The following is an 18,303-nucleotide window of genomic DNA, read 5'->3' on the forward strand; positions in this document are numbered from 1 at the left end:
CGTCCCTGTATTACTGCTGGGGCTGGACCACGGCCGGGTCAAGCTGCTGATAAGGTTGCAGAACGGTCTCGCGCTGCTCGCCCAGAACCCAGGCGAACCCCGAATACATCACCACCAGGCAGACCACCGTGAACAGCGCGACCATCCACCACGGCACGATGCGCACCAGGCTGCGGCGCTTGTCGTGCAGGCCTTCCCAATGCGGCGACAGCTCGCGCGGCACGTCGCCACGCAACTGACGGATCTGCCGGTACAGCGCATCGCGTATGCCTTCGAGTTCGAGCATGCCGCGGGCCATGACCCGGTACTTGCCCTCGAAGCCCAGCGACAGGCATAGGTACATCAGCTCCAGCATCGGCAGGTGCTTGACCGGGTTCTTCGACAGCCGATCCAGCAGCTGGAAGAACTTCTCGCCACCAAAGGTCTCGTTGTGGAAGCTGCTGAGCAGGCTCATCTGCGACCACTCGCTTTCATTGCCCCAGGGGGTGGTGACCACCGCCTCGTCAACCACGGTGCACAGCACGTAGCGGGCGGCCATGACCTGGCTGCTTTCGGCGCCGTTGTGCAGGGCGCGCACCTCGAACAGTTTCAGGCCCGAGGTCAGGCGCTCGTTGAGCGCGTACAGGTCTTCGCGGGTGTCGCTGTGCTTGAGGCGCACCACTTCCGACAACAGATCGGAGGCCGCCGCCACCAGCGCGTTCAGGCTGATGTTGAAGGCCTCGGCCGGGCGCAGGCGCGCGGCATAGATCATCCGTTCTTCCAGTTGCTCGAAGCGCGGCGGCGCGGCGAAATCGGTCAGCGGACTCTGCGCCGGGCCATGGCCCTGGCGATCGAGCAGGACGGTCTTGTCGTCCTGGTTGTGTTCCATGTCCTTGATCATGTCGGTCAGTTCCTGATGGCCCAGAATTTCAGTTCAAGCTCGGCGAATTCGCCGGACACGTGGAAGGCGAAACCGCCGGAACGCTCCAGTTGCGCCAGGTCTTCGGAACTGAGTTCGAGGATGAAATAGGTTTTGTTGGAGTGGAACGCGATCTGCCGTGGCGCCACCGGCAAGGGTTTGACCTTGATCCCCGGCAGGTGCAGGTTGACCAGCTGGCGAATCCGCTCCACCGGGCCGACCTTGAGGTGCGCCGGCAAGCGGTGGCGCAGTTCTTCGGAGTCGCAGTTGGCGCTGGCCGCCAGGACGAACGAGGCCGAGCCCAGCAGCTTGTGGTCGTGCAACGGCGACACGATGATCCCGTACTGGCGCGCCTGCAGCACCAGCTCGATGGCGTGCTGTTCGAGCACCATCGACAACACCTGGCGGATCGCGTCCATCAACTTGCGGAAGCTCGCGCCCTGGTCGCTGTGCTGGTAGCGGCTGTCCAGGCGCGGTCGCTTGCTGTCGCTGGCGAAGGTCGCCAGATCGCCGAGCATGGTCAGCAGCGTGCGGTACAGCTCTTCCGGATGCACCTGCTCCAGGCCCAGGTAATGGCGCAGCAGCAGTTCGGTGCGGTTGATCAGTTGCAGCATCATGAAGTCGCCGACTTCGGCGCCGCCGACCTTGCCGTTGGAACGGATCCGGTCGGCAATGGTGTCGCCGCGGTGGCTGAGCATGCTGATCACTTCCTTCAGGCACGACAGCAGGTAGCTCGAGGCATGGGCGTGGATGAAGGTCGGCACGAAGTCCGGGTCGAGGCTGATCACCCCGTCGGGCGTGGTGTCGAGGACTTCGCAGAGCTTGAGCTTCACATAGGCCTGGTCGCTCTGTTGCTCGCCGAGCAGCAGTCGGAAGTCCGGCCGGGCGCAGCTGACCTGGCTGCTGGAATCGTCGCCGGCGTTGGAGTCGGCCACTTCCGCCTCGTAGGCGGTGTAGCGCGCCAGCACGTCGGACTGCTCCGGACGGCGCGACTCGATGTGGTTGCCGGTCACCAGCGGCAAAGCCAGGTAGACCGGGGTGTTGCCGGTGTTCGGCGGCACGTCGAGGGCCAGCGGCTCGGTGTTGCCACCCAGCTCGAACAGGCTGCCGTCGGGCAGGATGCCGGAGGCCTGGCTGATCACCAGCTTGCCCATGTTGAGGAACTGCAGGTCGATCTCCAGGCTCAGGAAACCCCAGGAATAACTGCCCAGCAACTGGGTGCGGGTTTTCATCTGGTAGTCGTAGTAGCGATCGTTGTGCTGGAAGTGCTGCGGGCGCAGCAACATGCCTTCCTGCCAAATGACTTTATGCACGTTCATGATTACTTTTCCGCCTTGGCGAGCGTTGCGTTGCTGGTGCGGATACCGGCCTGGTCGAGGGTTAGATCGGCTTCGGTCAGCTCCACCGGAGTGAGCTGCACCACATAGCGCCACTGGGCTTCGGAGATATCCCGGTAGGCCGCCAGCACGCCGACGTAGCGGCTGCCTTCTTCGACGCTGAGCTTGAGTTCCACGGTTTCACCCGGACGCAGTTCCAGCTCTTCGCTGGCCACCATGTCCGGTGCCAGGGACTCCTTGGCGCGCTCGTAGAGGCTGAAGAAATCGGCGTTCTCAAAGGCCACCGGATGCTTGAGCTCGATCAGCCGCACCACGATCGGCGACGGACGACCGTTGAGGTCCGGGTTGAGCTGGTCGCTGGCGGTCAGTTTGAGGTTGAGCTTGGTCATGGTCGAGTACGGCGACAGCGACGAGCAGCCGGCCAGCAATGCCAGGGCAATCAGCGCAGCCAGCGTCTTGAGTAACAGGGTCGAGCAGCGAGACATGCGCATCATCCTTGGTGTTCGGTGTGAAGGGTGGAGATCAGGCGGATCTGTTCTTCGTAGGCCTGGGCGAAGTCACGGGCCAGCAGGCGTTCGCTCCAGTCATCGTCCTGACGCAGGGCCTGGTGATAGCGGTTGTAGGCTCTCCAGCGGCTGCCGGACGTGGCCAGCAACGGCTTGTTGTCGCGCTCGAAACGCAGGGTCAGCTGCTGTGGCGAAAAATGCTCGAGGGTGCCGCGCACGGCCGCGCGGCTGGCGGTCAGCAGCGCCACCTGGTGCGCCTGCAGATCGCGGAAAGCGCGGGAGATCGCCTGCTCGGCCGGCAACTGGCCGGGCTTGTTGCCCTGCAGCAGGATGCCCAGTGCTTCGCTGGCGTCCACGGCGAATTTCAGTGGATTCTTGCTGCCGCCCTGGGCGGTGGTCAGGGCCAGGCGCAGTTCGTTTTTCAGTTCGCTGCGGGTGCGCAGGCTTTGCTGCAGGCCGCCGATGCTTTGCTTGAGCAGGCGCGCGGCATCGATCGCCAGGGCTTCGCGGGCGTCGTGATCGAGGCCTTTGAGGTCCACCCCCAGCGCCGCGCCGAAATGCTCCCAGAAACCTTCGCGCTGGCGCTCCACCGGGGCCGGCTCGACGGCGACCGGCGCCTCGGGCTGCGCCACCAGTTCCGGCACCAGCAAGCTTTCCATGTCGATGCGCGCATAGTCCGCGCGCTGCCGTGGTTCCTGGCGCGGCGTATTGAGCGCGGTCAGCTCGTCGATTTCCGAATACACCCGCTCCTGCTGGTCCAGCGCGTTGAGCGGGTCGAGGTCGAGGAATGCGTCATCGGGAATGATGCTGCCAGCGGCTTGCGGACGCCCGACTTCGGCGTCGAAGGTCGCCGGATCGCGCACCAGGCGCGCACGGATCTCGAAATCCCCCAGCACATAGACGCTGCCGTGCTCGATACGCTGCGGCTCGCCCTTGCGCAGGCGCGCGCCGCTGTCACTGGCCTGGATACCGTTGCTGCTGGTATCGGTGAGGAAAAACGTACCGTCGCGGTAGCTGACGATCGCGTGGTGATTGGACAGGTGACGCTTGCGGTCCGGAATGATCCAGTCGCAATCCTCGCCCCGCCCGATCACCCCGCCGGCCTGCTTGAAGGTTTTGCTGCTCAACTCCGTGGGCACGAACTGCTTGGTGTTCAGCATTTCGAAAACCAGTTCCATGATGATGCTCCTTGCGGTCACTTGCCGCGATTGACCGCCTGCGGATCACCCAATGGGCGATAGGTGTTGTCGTTGAATTTGTAATTGCCGCTACAGCCGCCGAGGCCGCTGAGAACGATCAGAGCCAGCAGGGCGGCTTGCCAGTGACGAACAGACATCAGAGGGTCTCCATGGGTAGACAATGCACAAAGCGCCGACCCTTGCGGGCGACGCTTGGCGAAACGAAAAAGGCGCTGGGGGAAGTCATGTCGCGCTAACCCTCGAAGTCGCCAAGATTGATGTTCAGCCGCCCGAGGCGGTACAGCAGCGTGCGCCTGGGCAGCCCCAGCTCGCGGGCCGCCAGGGTCTGGTTGCCGTCGTTCTTGCGCAGGCAATCGAGCAGCAGGTGACGCTCGACCTTCTCCAGGCGCTCGCGCAGGTTCAGGCCGGGTTCTTCCGGCAGCGCTTCGCCGCTCAGGGAGAAATGCTCGGCCAGCAGCTCGCCGCCTTCGCACAGCAGCACCGCCCGCTCCACCAGGCCCTTGAGCTCGCGCACGTTGCCCGGGAAGGTGTAGCCCGACAGGTGATTGAGGGCGGTTTCCGACCAGTTCACCGGATCGCGCTGCAGGAAGGCGCAGGCCTTGTCGGCAAAGTGCCGGGCCAGATCGAGGATGTCGCCTTCGCGCTGGCGCAGGGCCGGCAACTCGATCGGGAACTGCGCCAGGCGGTAGTACAGGTCCTCGCGGAACTTGCCCTCGCTGACCAGTACCGCCAGGTCGCGGTGGGTCGCGGCGATGATGCGCACGTCGATCTTGTGGGTGTCGTTGGAACCCAGCGGACGGATCTCGCCCTCCTGCAACACGCGCAGCAGCTTGGCTTGCAGGGACAGCGGCATGTCGCCGATTTCGTCCAGCAACAGGGTGCCGCCATTGGCCGCGTCGAACAGCCCCGGACGGTCGCGATCGGCGCCGGTGAAGGCGCCCTTGCGGTAGCCGAAGAGCTCGCTCTCCAGCAGGTTCTCCGGGAACGCTGCGCAGTTCTGCACGATGAACGCCTGGGAGCGCCGCGGGCCGTAGTCATGGATGGCCCGCGCCACCACTTCCTTGCCAGTGCCGGTCTCGCCGCGCAGCAACACGGTGTAGGGGCTGTGCAGCACCTTGCTGATCAACTGGTAGGTCTGGCGCATGGCCGTGCTGTTGCCGATCAACCCGTAGCCGCTGGCGCTGACCGGGGTGCTGGCCACGGGCGTCGCGTCGCCCACCGGACGGCGCAGGCGTTGCAGCAGGTGCAATTGCCCGAGCACGAACGAACCCAGTTGGCCCATGGAATCGGCGAAGCCTTGCAGGTCGATATGTTCGCGACTGGCGCACAGCAGCAGGCCCTCGACGGCCTTTTGCGTGTTCACCAGCGGCACGCACAACAACGACTGCCAGGGCGTGTCCCGGGCCGGCAGGAAACTGGTTTCATGCAGGCTGCCGCTCAGCCCCACTAGGCTCACCACGCGGTTCTGGCACAGGGCGAACTGCAGCAGTTGCTCACCGTTGTAGTCCGCCGGCAGGCTCGCCGCTTCCCGCGGTTGCAGGATGCCGCCCAGGCATTCGGCGCTCAGGCCCAGCCGGGTATGGGTGGCGTCCAGCAGGTACAGCTGGCTCAGTTCGCAGCCGCTGAGCCCGGCCACGCCGCGCACGAAATCGCCCAGCAGCGCGCCACCGTCGGCCGCCCGCGACAGGCTGGCGAACTGCGCCAGCAGCGCCTCGGCATAGATCAGCGGTTGTGGTACACGAGTGAACATCACACCCACCTCAGGCGAACTCGCAGGTCACGCCACCGCTGCTGTCGAGCGTCGCGTGTACGCGCTTGAGGTTCTCGCCGGTGGCCATGGCGTCCAGCAGGCGGTCGGCCACCAGCGGCAGTACGTGCAGGTCGAGCAAGTGGTCGATCAGGCGCGCGCCGCTTTCGCTCTGGGTGCAACGCTCGGCCAGGTGGTCGACCAGGTTCTGGCAGTGAGTGAAATCCAGCTGGCGACGGTTCAGGCGCTCGCCCAGACGGCCCAACTTGATTTCGATCAGCTCGCGCAGCACCGGGCCGCCCACCGGGTAGTACGGCACCACGCGCATGCGCGCCAGCAGCGCCGGCTTGAAATGCTTGCTGAGCACCGGGCGGATGGTCTCTTCCAGAGTCTCGGCGCTCGGCCGCTCGCCGTTCTCGCACAGGGCGCTGATACGGTCGCTGGCCAGGTTCGAGGTCATCAGGATCAGCGTGTTGCGGAAGTCGATCTCGCGCCCTTCGCCATCGTTAGCCACGCCCTTGTCGAAGATCTGATAGAACAGGTTGAGCACGTCCGGGTCGGCTTTCTCGACCTCGTCGAGCAGAATCACCGAGTACGGCTTCTGTCGCACCGCCTCGGTGAGCATGCCGCCTTCGCCGTAGCCGACGTAGCCTGGAGGCGCGCCGATCAGGCGCGACACAGTGTGCTTCTCCTGGAACTCGGACATGTTGATGGTGGTGATGAAGCGATCGCCGCCGTACAGCAAGTCGGCCAGGGCCAGGGCGGTTTCGGTCTTGCCGACGCCGCTCGGGCCCACCAGCAGGAATACCCCCACCGGCGCATCCGGCTTGTTCAGGCCAGCGGCCGTGGCGCGCATCGAACGATCCAGGGCGTGCACCGCCTGTTCCTGACCACGAATGCGCGTGCGCAGGTCGGTGGCGAAGCTCGCCACCTTGGCGTTGTGTTCACGGGCCAGTTGCGTCAGCGGCACACCGGTCCAGGCGCTGATCACTTCGGCCACCAGGCGCGGGCAGACTTCGAAGCTGACCAGGCGTTCCTGGCTCTGGGCATCGCTCAGAGCGCGATGGGTTTCGTTGAGGGCGGCTTCCAGCGCTTCGACGCTCTGCCCCTCTTCCACTTCGGCGGCGAGGGTTTCGATCACCCTACCTTCGGCGTCTTCTTCCACCGACACCCGCGGCGGCTGGTTGGCCGCGTCGCGGGCCTTGGCCAGTTGCTGACGCAGTTCGAGCAGACGTTCGGCCAGGGTGCGTTGTTCGCTCCACAGGGTTTCCAGGGCTTGCTGCTCGGCCTCGGCCTCGGCCAGACGGGCCTCCAGCGCGTCCAGCGCCTCCTGGTCGATCGCCAGGCCGGCTTCGGCATCGCGGCGCAGCGCCTGGCGTTGACGACCGCCTTCGGCCAGTTCGCCACGCAGGCGCTCCAGGCTCTCCGGCGCCGCCGCCAGGCTGATGCGCACTCGGGCACAGGCGGTGTCGAGCACGTCCACCGCCTTGTCCGGCAGCTGGCGGCCAGCCAGGTAACGGGCCGAGAGTTCGGCCGCGGCCACCACCGCGTCGTCGCGCAGGTAGATGCCATGGCTCTTCTCGTAGACCTGGGCCAGGCCACGCAGGATGGTCACCGCCTCGCTGACAGTCGGTTCGTGCAGCTGCACCGGCTGGAAGCGCCGGGCCAGGGCCGGGTCTTTCTCGAAGTACTTCTTGTACTCGGCCCAGGTGGTGGCGGCGATGGTGCGCAGCTCGCCACGGGCCAGGGCTGGCTTGAGCAGGTTGGCCGCGTCGGAACCGCCCGCGTTGCCGCCGGCGCCGATCAGGGTGTGGGCTTCGTCGATAAACAGAATGATCGGCTTAGGCGAAGCCTTGACCTCGTCGATCACGCCCTTGAGGCGGCGCTCGAACTCGCCCTTCACGCTGGCGCCCGCCTGCAACAGCCCCATGTCCAGCGACAGCAGCTCGACGCCCTTGAGCACCTGCGGCACTTCACCGGCGGCGATGCGCGAGGCCAGGCCTTCGACCACCGCGGTTTTACCAACACCGGCTTCGCCGACCACGATCGGGTTGTTCTTGCGGCGACGGGCGAGGATGTCGACCATCTGGCGGATCGCGCCATCGCGGCACAGCACCGGGTCGAGCTTGCCCTCGCGCGCCTGCTGGGTCAGGTTGTGGGTGAAGCGCTGCAACAGCGATTCGCCCGGCGCCGCCGGCTTGCCGCTGGCCGGTTCTTCCTTCTGCGACAGGGCGAAATCCTTCAGACGCTCGATGTTCAGCTTGGCCAGCAGCGGCTGGTAGCGGCTACCGGCGTAGCGCATTGGATTGCGCAGCAGGGCGAGGATCAGCGCCGCCTGCTCGACCTGGCTCTGGCCCAGTTCGAGGTTGGCCACCAACAAGGCGTCCTGCAGCCACTGCACCAGCTCCGGGGCGAACACCGGGTTGCGCGAAGCGCTGTGCTCGACCCGCGACTGCAGTGCCGCGCTCAGCTCGCCGGCATCCACTTCGGCGTCCTGCAACGCGCGTGCGAGCAAGCCTTGCGGACGCTCCAGCAGGCCCAGCAACAGGTCTTCGACCAGGATCTTGCTGCCACCACGGGCGACACAGCGTTCGGCGGAGCTCTCCAGGTCGCGGCGGGTTTCGGCGTCCAGCGCCTGGATCAGTTGCTGCAGGTCTACGTTGATCATGTCATCTGTCCTTAATGAATTTTGCTGCCCAGGGTCACCACGCCGTCCGCGCGTTCGCGGCCGAGCCAACTGGTCCACCCGAGGCGACAGGCGTTCTGCTCACCGATGCGCAGTTCGCGGATTTCTTCCTGGCGCAAGACCAGGCGAATGTCGTAGTCCAGCGGGTCACGCAGGGTGAACCGCACCAGCGCGCACAGCGGCTGGTAGCCGAAACCGATCGGCAGGAATTCGTGGAAGCGTTGCCAGTCGAGCTGGCGGATATGGATGCGGAACTTGCCGCTGCGATCGCGCACCCGCTCGCCCAGCACCAGGTCTTCGCCGAGCTGGCTGTTGGCGCGGCCCAGGCGGTTGCGTTGCTCTTCGAGAATCTCCACCCGACGCTCGATGCACTGCTCGATCACCAGGTCCGCATGCTTGAAGTAGTAACGCAGCACGGCCTCGATCAGCGCCGCCGAGTGAGCCCGCAGGCTGAGCAGGCCGAGGTAAGGCAGCAGGCGCTTCCAGTTCAGCTCCTTGGCCTTGCGGATGTCTTCGCCGCCGAGGCCGATCAGGGCGAACAGCTGGGCGGAAAACGGGTCGAGCGCGCCGCTCTTGAAACTGGCGCGGTAGCGGTACTTGCGCCAGATCGGCAGCATCAGCCGCTGCAGGCGATGGTGGAACAGGTCGAGGAAGTTGCGAGTCGGGTTGCCGTCTTCGCTGTCGCCCAGGGCCTGCTCACCGTAGAACGCCGGCAGCGGCGAGCCGGAGCCGAACAGCCCGATCAGGTTGAACCTCAGGCGCGCGCGCATCTGCCCGTGCTCTTCGAAAAACTCCACGCGATCGACGTCGCTGCCAGGGAAACCCAGGCTCGGATTGGCCTGGAATTCCAGCTGGTCGTAGAGATCCTCTTCGCTCAGGCCCGGGTGGGAATCGCGCAGCCGGTCCACCACCAGCAGCACGGCCTGGAACAGCGAGTACTCGCGGATGACCCGGGTCAGCCCGCTTAAAGCAGGGGCTGCAGACCCATACGTGGTGTCCATTGGTACACCTCTCCCTGTGTACTTTTTACCCGCAGCTCGTGGTACGAGTTGAGACTGGCGTAAAGAGCGAAAAACTCATTGAGAACCGAAGCGAAGACGAACATGTCGCCTTCACCGATATAACCTTCCGGATCGATGGTCAGCTCGGTGCGCAAACCGCGCAGCGGCAGCCCCCGATGCAGCCGGTCGACATGCTCGTGACGGATCGACTTGAGCCCGCCCAGCAGGCGCTTGCTGACCTTTTCCAGGTGCTGGTCGTAGTAGCGCGGCAAGTCGTAGGTTTCCAGGATCACCTTGAGCGCATCGACGTTGGCCAGCGACAGATAGTTGAGCGACATGTTGCTGATCAGCTTCCACAGGAAGTCGCGATTCAGCGGTGGCGCGTAGCTCGAGGTGGCCGGGGTGATATTGCGGAAACTGAGGAACTCCGGGGTTTCCTCACAGGCCTGGTTGATCTCGCCGAGCTTGAGCCGGCGCGGCAGGTTCTGGTTGGTGCAGGTCAGCTCGATGGACAGAGTCTCGTGGGCCTCGGTGTGGCGGATGCCGAAACTCAGGTAAGTGTCCAGGCCATCGTGCAGCAGCGAGGAACGCTGGCGGATGCTGTAGTGCGGACGGCTTTGCGGGACGTCGAAACTCGGGTCGTGCTCGAAGGATTCGAACGGCACGTATTCCTGGTAACCCAGGCCTCCGGGCTTCCAGCCGGTGACGGTTTCCACCGAGAACACGCCGCAGTTTTCCAGGTCGTACTCGGCCGGCAGCAGCAGGTACTCGTCCTGCTTGCCATCGAGACGGATCGGCAGCGCGTCGTGCTTGAACAGGTTGGCGATCGGCGTGCAGTACAGCTTCACGTTGTCCAAGGTCGGCCGCAGGCGCTGAATGCCGCTCTTGCGAATGTCGAAGCGCACTTCCAGGCCGTGTATCTGCTTGAGGGTGTCCTCCGGCAGCGACTTGAGCAGGTCCAGGCCGTTCAGGTCGACGAACAGGAACTTGTCCTGGAAGGCGAAATATTCCTGCAGGTAGCGATAGCCGCGGAAGGTGTTCAGCGGATACGGGATCAACGCCTCTTCTTCGGCAAAGCCCACCGGCTGCACGCGGTTGCCCGGCATCTTGAACGACATGGCGTCGCCGCTGACGCCGGGGAACGGCTTGCCGTCCATGCCCAGCGGCACCAGCTCGATGCCTTCGAGGTTGCGCAACAGGCTCAGGTAGAGCATCTGGCTGATGTAGCGCTCGCCCGCCAGGTGCAGGCGCAGGCGGCTCAGGTTCAGCTCGCCGAGATGGCCGTCGCAGCTCATCTCCAGGCGCAGGCTGAGCAGCGCGCCGTCGCCTTTCACCGAGTAGTTCAGCGCGGTCAGGTCCAGCGGTAGGACTTCGGTCGGGTAGCAGGTACGGAAGCGGCAGCGCACGTCATCGATGGGCTTGCTCTCCACCGGCGTATCACGCTCCACGCGCAGGGCCGGCCCGGACTGCTTCAGCGGGTCGAACTGCAGGATGCTGAATGCCGGCAACGGCCGCATGTAGTTCGGCCACAGCAGGTGCATCAGCGAGTGGCTCAGCTCCGGCAGCTCGTCATCGAGCTTCTGCCGCAGGCGGCCGGTGAGGAAAGCGAAACCTTCGAGCAGGCGCTCCACATCCGGGTCCCGCCCGGCCTGGCCGAGAAACGGCGCCAGGGCCGGACTACGCTCGGCGAAACGGCGACCCAGCTGACGCAGCGCGGTGAGTTCGCTTTGGTAGTAGTGGTTAAAGGACACGGGTTACCTGCCTGGTATTGAATCTCATGAATAAACCGTCCTGTAGAGCGCAACCGTCAGCCCGGAAACCACGTAGCCCGCGATGAGCACACACGGAATAGAAACCAGCCAACCAAACATCGGTGCAACGTCACTGGCATCACCGCCAAGCATTTTTGCCAACCGGAAAAGCATCCACGAAGTGGCGTAAAAAGGGATGAACAACAACGGCCCGAGCCAGACCCGCGCGAGTACTTGTTGCTCGCTCTTGCCACGCAGCAGGCACATCTCCAGAAGGGCAAAGGCGATGTACGCCGCAATGCCCATGCTCAACGCGTAGGTTTCGAACAACTCGAGGGTCAAGGGGGTGCCCCTCAGGCACTCGTCCAGCAGCATCAGCAGGAGAACGGCCAGCGGAATCCACAGGGCTGTAATAAGCAGTCGACGGCGGCCTGCGCTGAGCATGCGAACCTCCTCTCTCATGATTACCGGCCCTCCGCTTTTTCAGGCGTCATCGCAACGCTGGTCTGTAGATAAAGCGCCTCGCCACCAAACCCGGTGATGGCGGCGGCACTCAGCGGGAAGCCATCTTTACTGTCGTAGCGGATCCAGCCTTCAGCCCAGATGTCCCCATTCTCGTGTCGAATCTCGACGTAATAATCCGGCGCCTCGGCCTTGGCGATTTCGACGAACACACCGCCATCCTCAGCGCCAACCCACAGTGCATTGGGATGAGCGAACAGTTTTGGCGGGGTATCCCGCTGCCAGGTAAACAGCAGCGCAAACAGCACCAGAATCGTCAGCACTCCGACTGAACAAAGGAATGCGTTGAGGAGTCGCAACACCTTGCCCCCCGTCGAGGGTGCAGCGATAGCTGGCATCGGCCCGTTAGAACAATTCACGGGACACCCATTGATTGCAGCGACAAGGTTGGAATTTAGAAAATCTCATAAACAACCCAATCGCCGAACCGGCTCAAACTCACCACGATAAGCGCAAACAAAATAAACGGCTCGAACCCACCCCTGAGATCTCGAAACTTGACCAAACGAACTGCACTTTTTACAAAATAATAAAAACCGACAACTATCATCGGAAGATAAAGAAAAATACAAACCACGAAAAAAAATGTATACACCGCCTGAGGGAGCAATAAGCCCATAAAATCGATACTACCCCCCCACGGGGCTTTGGGATCGATAAAGCTCAAAGACAGCATGACAAGAGAAATGAAGATAACGAAATATCGCATCACTTTATCGAAGCCCTTCGTCATAAAGCCGCTTTGCAAGTTCCCGATGCCTTAATTGACCGTCTGCATCATCCCCTGAATAGTAAAAGTGTCCTTGGTTAGTGCCTGACATCTGCCCCGCAAGCTCGGGTGCAACGCCAACCAATTCGGCATCCGTCATCCCGGCATAAATCGGATCGCCCTTATCTGTCAGGTCAATAATTATTGTTTTGATTATTTTCGGATGCCCGGTTACCGCATCCTTCAAGTCCTGATTGATCGGCGCACCGATGAGAACCAAGTGATCGACGGTAATATCCTTGCGCGCATGATACATAGCGCTACGCGCTGCAATTACCGCCCCCCATGAGTACCCGACAATATTGAACTGTCCAGAAGTCGGAATCTTTTTTGATATGCCAATGGCAGCAAGGGAGAAATCCGCAGGTTGGCTTTCTATAACCGGCATAGTGCTTTTAACAGCGACCAAACCATACAAATCGGTTCTTTCTTTTACAACTCCCAACTGGTCATATTCAAACTCTGCCGGCCTACTACTATCCTGATTGTAAAAAATAACCGCCGATGCGTCGGCGAGCATATCAACCATTGGATGGACATACTCATCCGCCCCAGTGATCAAGGATGAATAGTTTCCGTAGACAGAATTAGCGATGCCTATCTCGGTAAATGCGTTGATCATGTCGGCGTTATAACCACCAATCATCCCAGCGCCACCCAAAAATACGGTCAGCCCTTGCTCAACTACAACCGGCTTAGGGACAAGCTCTTTGGTAGGGGAACTTTGCACCGTAGCGACTTTTTTGAAAGTGCCACTTGAAGTGCTGATGGTATCAGTGGCCATTCATCAACTTCCCGCTGCTACGTAGACTTCGACTTTCTCTGCTCGCTCATGTCGAGCAAGCCGATGAGTAAGCCCTGCATCATTGGTAATCCCTTCTTCCTGCGTGCCATCTTCGCGAACAAGCAGATATCGGCGATTGGCAATCGGAGCTCCCGCCTCATCTGTCAGCGCAAACTGCTCATCAAATCCAGGAATAATCAGCGGTGATGGAGGAACAAACGGCGCCGCCGAGTGGGAGTCACCGATAATCACCGTCCCCGATCCAGCCGTGACTGTATTGCCGTGAGTGCCCACCGAACCGACGGTAGCCGCGGCTTTGCCGTTGATCAGCACCGTGGTCGCCAAGGCGCTGGCCATCGCGCCGCCACAGGCCGAGGCATCTCCCTGGCGGGCGGCGGGCAGGCCGTCGAAGAACACATCGCCGGAGCCGGCGGCGATCGGATTGGTTGCGTGGCCGGGGAGCGGGCAGGCGGTGGGGTCGCTGACGCGTGCTGCGGGTTTACCTGACATCGTCGTTTCCTTGCTTAACTGACCTTGACCTGTCCGCTGCCATCCAGGCGCGCGGAAAAACTGACCTGGCGCTTGAACCCGTCCACCTCAAGCAGGCCTTCGATATTGAAAGCCAGCTTGAGCTGGTCGTGATCACGCGGCAGGGAAACGACACGCACATTGCTCAGACGCGGCTCGTAGGCTTCGATGAAACTTTCGATGGCCAGGCGGGCCTGGCTCAGGGCATCGTGCAGGCTCAGGCGCATGTCGTTGAGATCGGGCAACCCGTAATCGGACAGCGTCTGCACGCTGCCCGCACGGGTGCTGAGCATCTTGCCCAGATGGGCAGCCACCGACGCCATGGCGGAAACCTCGCGGCTCCAGCCGACACGCTTGTCGGCCTCGCCACTCAGGCGTTCGAAAAGGCTGCCGTATCCGGTCATGACCTAGCTCCTGGTTACTCTTTGTCCAGCTTGCCAACCAGCGACAGGGTGAAATCGGCACCCATGTACTTGAAGTGCGGGCGCACGTTCAGGCTGACGCGGTACCAGCCCGGCTCCCCTTCCACATCGCTGACGATGATCTGCGCGGCGCGCAGCGGACGACGGCCACGAACTTCGGCGCTCGGGTTTTCCTGGTCGGCGACGTACTGGCGGATCCACTTGTTGAGTTCCAGCTCGAGGTCGGTACGTTCTTTCCATGAACCGAGTTGCTCGCGCTGCAGCACTTTCAGGTAGTGAGCCAGGCGGTTGACGATCATCATGTACGGCAGCTGGGTACCGAGCTTGTAGTTCAGCTCCGCAGCCTTGCCTTCCGCGCTGATGCCGAAGAACTTCGGCTTCTGCACCGAGCTGGCGGAGAAGAACGCCGCGTTGTCGCTGCCTTTGCGCATGGTCAGGGAGATGAAGCCTTCCTCGGCCAGTTCGTATTCACGGCGGTCGGAAACCAGAACCTCTGTAGGAATCTTGGTTTCGATTTCACCCATGCTTTCGAAGTGGTGCAACGGCAGGTCTTCTACCGCGCCACCGCTCTGCGGGCCGATGATGTTCGGGCACCAGCGGAACTTGGCGAAGCTGTCGGTCAGTTTGGTACCGAACGCGTACGCGGTGTTGCCCCACAGGTAGTGTTCGTGGCTGTTGGCAACGGTTTCCTTGTAGACGAAGGATTTGACCGGGTTCTCTTCCGGATCGTACGGGTTGCGCAGCAGGAAGCGCGGTACGGTCAGGCCGATGTAGCGCGAGTCTTCCGACTGGCGGAAGCTCTGCCATTTGGCGAATTGCGGGCCTTCGAAGTGGTCTTTCAGATCCTTCAGGTCCGGCAGGCCGGTGAAGCTTTCCAGGCCGAAGAACTTCGGACCGGCCGCGGCGATGAATGGCGCGTGGGACATGCAGGCAACGCTGGACACGTACTGCATCAGCTTCACGTCTGGCGAGCTTGGCGACATGAAGTAGTTGGCGATGATCGCGCCCACCGGCTGGCCACCGAACTGGCCGTATTCAGCGGTGTAGATGTGCTTGTACAGGCCAGCCTGCATCACTTCCGGCGAATCTTCGAAGTCGTCCAGCAGGTCCTGCTTGGAAACGTTGAGGATTTCGATCTTGATGTTTTCGCGGAAGTTGGTGCGGTCGACCAACAACTGCAGGCCACGCCAGGCCGACTCCAGGGACTGGAAGTCTTCGTGGTGAAGGATTTCGTCCATCTGGCGGCTGAGCTTGGCATCGATCTCAGCGATCATGCGGTCAACCATGGCCTTCTTGACCGGCTCGCCATCGTTCTGAGGCTTGAGCAGCTCTTCGATGAAGGCCGACACACCGCGCTTGGCGATGTCGTAGGCTTCGTCGTCCGGAGTCAGGCGGGTTTCGGCGATGATGCTGTCGAGAATGCTGTACTCGCCGTTCTCGTTGCTTTTCTGTTGTGCTGCACTAGTGCTCATAGTGTTTGGCTTCCTTGACTGATAGAGACTCAGGCTTCGGTGGCTGCGGCGTTCAGGCCCAGCTCACCGAGTACACGACCGCGCGATTCGTCGTCGGCGAGTACGCCTTCGATGGCTTTACGGAATGCAGGGGCGTTACCCAGCGGACCCTTGAGTGCCACCAGCGCGTCGCGCAGTTCCATCAGTTTTTTCAGCTCAGGCACTTGCTCGACCAGGCTGGCCGGGTTGAAGTCCTTCATCGAGTTGACGCGCAGCTTGACCGCCAGCTCTTCGGTGTCGCCCTCTTCCTGAAGACGGTTAGGCACGCTCAGCGTCAGGCTCAGCTCCTGCTTGGCCAGCACTTCGTCGAACGTCATTTTGTCGATGCTGATCGGCTTGCGGTCTTCCACTTTGCGCTCGTCCACGCGCTGGGTGTAATCACCGATTGCCAGTAGCTTCAACGGCAGTTCAATCTCTTCCTGAGCACCGCCGGTGGCGGGTTTGAAGGTGACGTTGATGCGTTCCTTGGGGGCTACCGAGCCTTCTTTGGCCATGGCTTTTCTCCTTGCGGTTGTTGGCCCTGGGGCCTATTCGAGTACCACTTCGAGGTCGAGGTGGCACAGCCTGCGATAAATCTCTTCCTTGCGTTCTCGCACTGCGTGGTTCTGCGGCAACAACTCACAGCAGCTATGCAGGAGGTGCAGCACTTCCAACGCAAGATCCGGCTCCCAGGCATGCAGGCCCGAGCTCAGTAATTCTTGATCGAGGGTTTCGAGCTGGGTCTTGGCCAGCTCGTATTTCTTGGCCATGAAGCACAGCCGCGCCAGGCTGAACTGCCAGAAGAACCGCACCCGCCCGCCGTGGGCGTTCTGCAGGCCTTGCTTGAGGATCTGCACGGCGGCCTTGAGGCCGTCCTTGCGCAGGATCGGCAATACCTCTTCGAGGGCTTCTTCCCAAGCGGGCTGGCTGGCGGTCGCTTCGACCTTGCGCGGCGCGCTGGCGCTTTGCAGATGGGGCATGACGTGGGCGCTGATCCAACTGCGGGTGGCCGGATCGGCGAAAGGCGCGCCGTCGTGGAAACGCAACTCGACTACGCCCGGCAGGCGCTGCAACAGGAGTGCGAAGTGAAACTCCACCTCACGCATCGCCTGGTCGGCGTTCAACCCTTGCAGGCATTCCCAGACCATGCGCTGGCCGTCGAACCAGAACGGCGCCCTGGCCAGGCTGGCTTCGAGCTCCACCAGCAGGTCGGCGTATTGCCCATTGGCAAAACGCTCCTGGTAGGTCTTCAGCTTGTCGGCCGGCAGCCCGCGCAACGCGGTGATCTGCTCGGCATTGCGCTCCGGGACGGCATCGATGGGCAACCACAGCATGGTGCGGTTCAAGCGCAGGGCACGCACATCGGTGGCCTTCTGCTTGAGCCACCAGGCGCTCAGCGGCCGGGCATTTTCCTGCAACGCCCGCAGGGCCTTCTGCGCTTCCTTCTCGTTGTCGATAGGCGCGCCGGGCGTGAACAACTGGGTCGCGGCCTGCTTGACCTGCGCCACCACCGCGCCCACGGCGCCGGGTTCCGGCTGGTTGTCGGCGGCGCGCAGGACCATGGTCGACAGCCGCCGGCAGATCGGCAGCAGCAAGGGTCCATCGTCGCCCAGATGCTCGGTGAGCACGGCATCGAGCCCTTCCAGGTGCTCCACCAGGCGGCGGAACAGCGGCAACTGCTCCTTGATCGCGACGTTTTCGCCCAGCACCTGCTCGAGACGCGGCACCAGCCAGCCGATGGCGGCAGACCGGGTACGCAGTTTGGCGGGGTGGATCTGCGCCCAATGCTGTTCGCACAGGTGCTGCAGAAGACCAAAGCCGGCCAGCAGGCCGGGGAAGGATTCACGCTGATACAAGGCCCAGGTAAGCCAGGCGGCCACCCGCAGATCCTTGGACTGGGTACGCAGCAGCGCTTCACTGTTTTCGAGGATTTTCAGCCAGTCGATCTGACCGCTTTCGTGCATGGATTGGGCTTTGCCCAACTCACTTTCCAACGCCTCGTATTCGCTGGAGAAGCGAACGTCCTCACCCGCGAAACTCTCTTTGGAAATAGAGGCCTTGGCGAGTTCGAGGTAATGGGCAGAAAGTTTACTTGAGTAGGACATCCATGGCCTTTTTCGAGATTACGGTCTATACGCACGCGAGACATTTTTCGCGTGCTGGACAGTATCAAAGAGCGTACTCATCCAATTGAGCCTGCTCTTTCAAGAGCGCGCATCGTAATCAGTATGATGGCCACTAGCAAGCATCCCCTCGAACAACAAGACGAACTGTCATCGGCTGCTCGTAAGAGATTGCCTTATATATGACAGGGGTTCCCCCTAGACAGCCAGTTGAATCCCTATTCCAACCAGAAACGCCAGGAGCCGCGAGCCAGAGCCTTGCGCGATATGAACCAGAGCACGACTCAATGATTAAGGGACAATGCTATGCCGAGTCGAAAAGTGCCGGATATGGGAATAGTCTTAATTCTGAACTTTTATAAAACAGTGCAGTCCGCGTACAAACACCTAACTTCGGAAAGTGCCACTAATATGATGGCACTTCGGGTAGTAGTTTGCCATCAAACAGTCTGTATGTTTTTTGAACAATACAGATGTAGTTGGCGAAACTTGCGTTAGGCATTCCTGTTCTTTATATGCCGAACAGCCACCCATAAAAAA

Annotated in this window: 18 protein-coding genes; all 18 read right to left on the reverse strand. The window is 62.0% G+C overall.

All coding sequences use genetic code 11. The features are described 5' to 3' along the window. Window positions 1-10: 10 nt before the first annotated feature. Complete coding sequence (gene icmH / locus C4K38_RS31425; RefSeq protein WP_053276686.1) at window positions 11-880, reverse strand: type IVB secretion system protein IcmH/DotU; 870 nt, start codon at window positions 878-880, stop codon at window positions 11-13. Between the two features lie 5 nt (window positions 881-885). Beyond that, window positions 886-2,217 (reverse strand): type VI secretion system baseplate subunit TssK, encoded by a 1,332-nt coding sequence (gene tssK, locus C4K38_RS31430; RefSeq protein ID WP_007930267.1) that lies wholly within the window; start codon window positions 2,215-2,217, stop codon window positions 886-888. Between the two features lie 2 nt (window positions 2,218-2,219). After that, the gene (gene tssJ / locus C4K38_RS31435; RefSeq protein WP_053276687.1) at window positions 2,220-2,720 is read right to left on the reverse strand and encodes a type VI secretion system lipoprotein TssJ; all 501 of its coding nucleotides are present in this window, start codon (window positions 2,718-2,720) and stop codon (window positions 2,220-2,222) included. 5 nt (window positions 2,721-2,725) lie between these two features. Beyond that, window positions 2,726-3,919, reverse strand: coding sequence for a type VI secretion system-associated FHA domain protein TagH (tagH, locus tag C4K38_RS31440; protein ID WP_053276688.1), 1,194 nt, complete (start codon window positions 3,917-3,919; stop codon window positions 2,726-2,728). A 17-nt stretch (window positions 3,920-3,936) separates the two neighbouring features. After that, the gene (locus tag C4K38_RS31445) at window positions 3,937-4,077 is read right to left on the reverse strand and encodes a hypothetical protein (protein WP_007930271.1); all 141 of its coding nucleotides are present in this window, start codon (window positions 4,075-4,077) and stop codon (window positions 3,937-3,939) included. A 95-nt stretch (window positions 4,078-4,172) separates the two neighbouring features. After that, window positions 4,173-5,690 (reverse strand): sigma-54 interaction domain-containing protein, encoded by a 1,518-nt coding sequence (locus C4K38_RS31450; protein WP_053276689.1) that lies wholly within the window; start codon window positions 5,688-5,690, stop codon window positions 4,173-4,175. A gap of 10 nt (window positions 5,691-5,700) precedes the next feature. Next, complete coding sequence (tssH, locus tag C4K38_RS31455) at window positions 5,701-8,355, reverse strand: type VI secretion system ATPase TssH (RefSeq protein WP_053276690.1); 2,655 nt, start codon at window positions 8,353-8,355, stop codon at window positions 5,701-5,703. An 11-nt stretch (window positions 8,356-8,366) separates the two neighbouring features. Then, the gene (gene tssG / locus C4K38_RS31460) at window positions 8,367-9,374 is read right to left on the reverse strand and encodes a type VI secretion system baseplate subunit TssG (RefSeq protein WP_023967802.1); all 1,008 of its coding nucleotides are present in this window, start codon (window positions 9,372-9,374) and stop codon (window positions 8,367-8,369) included. Beyond that, window positions 9,338-11,125, reverse strand: coding sequence for a type VI secretion system baseplate subunit TssF (tssF, locus tag C4K38_RS31465; RefSeq protein ID WP_025806996.1), 1,788 nt, complete (start codon window positions 11,123-11,125; stop codon window positions 9,338-9,340). The genes tssG and tssF overlap by 37 nt, the downstream gene beginning before the upstream one ends. A 24-nt stretch (window positions 11,126-11,149) precedes the next feature. Further along, a complete protein-coding gene (locus C4K38_RS31470) occupies window positions 11,150-11,569 on the reverse strand; it encodes a hypothetical protein (RefSeq protein ID WP_124345330.1) in 420 nt (139 codons plus the stop codon). A gap of 20 nt (window positions 11,570-11,589) precedes the next feature. Continuing rightward, a complete protein-coding gene (locus tag C4K38_RS31475) occupies window positions 11,590-11,910 on the reverse strand; it encodes a hypothetical protein (RefSeq protein WP_231998582.1) in 321 nt (106 codons plus the stop codon). A 131-nt stretch (window positions 11,911-12,041) separates the two neighbouring features. Next, a complete protein-coding gene (locus tag C4K38_RS31480; protein ID WP_053276692.1) occupies window positions 12,042-12,380 on the reverse strand; it encodes a hypothetical protein in 339 nt (112 codons plus the stop codon). Continuing rightward, window positions 12,361-13,200 (reverse strand): hypothetical protein, encoded by an 840-nt coding sequence (locus tag C4K38_RS31485; RefSeq protein WP_053276693.1) that lies wholly within the window; start codon window positions 13,198-13,200, stop codon window positions 12,361-12,363. The genes C4K38_RS31480 and C4K38_RS31485 overlap by 20 nt, the downstream gene beginning before the upstream one ends. 3 nt (window positions 13,201-13,203) lie before the next feature. Continuing rightward, the gene (locus tag C4K38_RS31490; protein WP_036998079.1) at window positions 13,204-13,710 is read right to left on the reverse strand and encodes a PAAR domain-containing protein; all 507 of its coding nucleotides are present in this window, start codon (window positions 13,708-13,710) and stop codon (window positions 13,204-13,206) included. Between the two features lie 14 nt (window positions 13,711-13,724). After that, complete coding sequence (gene tssE, locus C4K38_RS31495; protein WP_007930282.1) at window positions 13,725-14,132, reverse strand: type VI secretion system baseplate subunit TssE; 408 nt, start codon at window positions 14,130-14,132, stop codon at window positions 13,725-13,727. 14 nt (window positions 14,133-14,146) lie between these two features. After that, window positions 14,147-15,622 (reverse strand): type VI secretion system contractile sheath large subunit, encoded by a 1,476-nt coding sequence (gene tssC, locus C4K38_RS31500; protein ID WP_007930285.1) that lies wholly within the window; start codon window positions 15,620-15,622, stop codon window positions 14,147-14,149. Between the two features lie 29 nt (window positions 15,623-15,651). Next, the gene (tssB, locus tag C4K38_RS31505) at window positions 15,652-16,155 is read right to left on the reverse strand and encodes a type VI secretion system contractile sheath small subunit (RefSeq protein WP_007930286.1); all 504 of its coding nucleotides are present in this window, start codon (window positions 16,153-16,155) and stop codon (window positions 15,652-15,654) included. Window positions 16,156-16,188: 33 nt separating this feature from the next. After that, window positions 16,189-17,745, reverse strand: a complete 1,557-nt coding sequence (tssA, locus tag C4K38_RS31510) for a type VI secretion system protein TssA (RefSeq protein ID WP_053276694.1) — start codon at window positions 17,743-17,745, stop codon at window positions 16,189-16,191. Between the last annotated feature and the right edge of the window lie 558 nt (window positions 17,746-18,303).

The sequence above is a fragment of the Pseudomonas chlororaphis subsp. piscium genome (assembly GCF_003850345.1).
Lineage (GTDB): Bacteria > Pseudomonadota > Gammaproteobacteria > Pseudomonadales > Pseudomonadaceae > Aquipseudomonas > Aquipseudomonas piscium.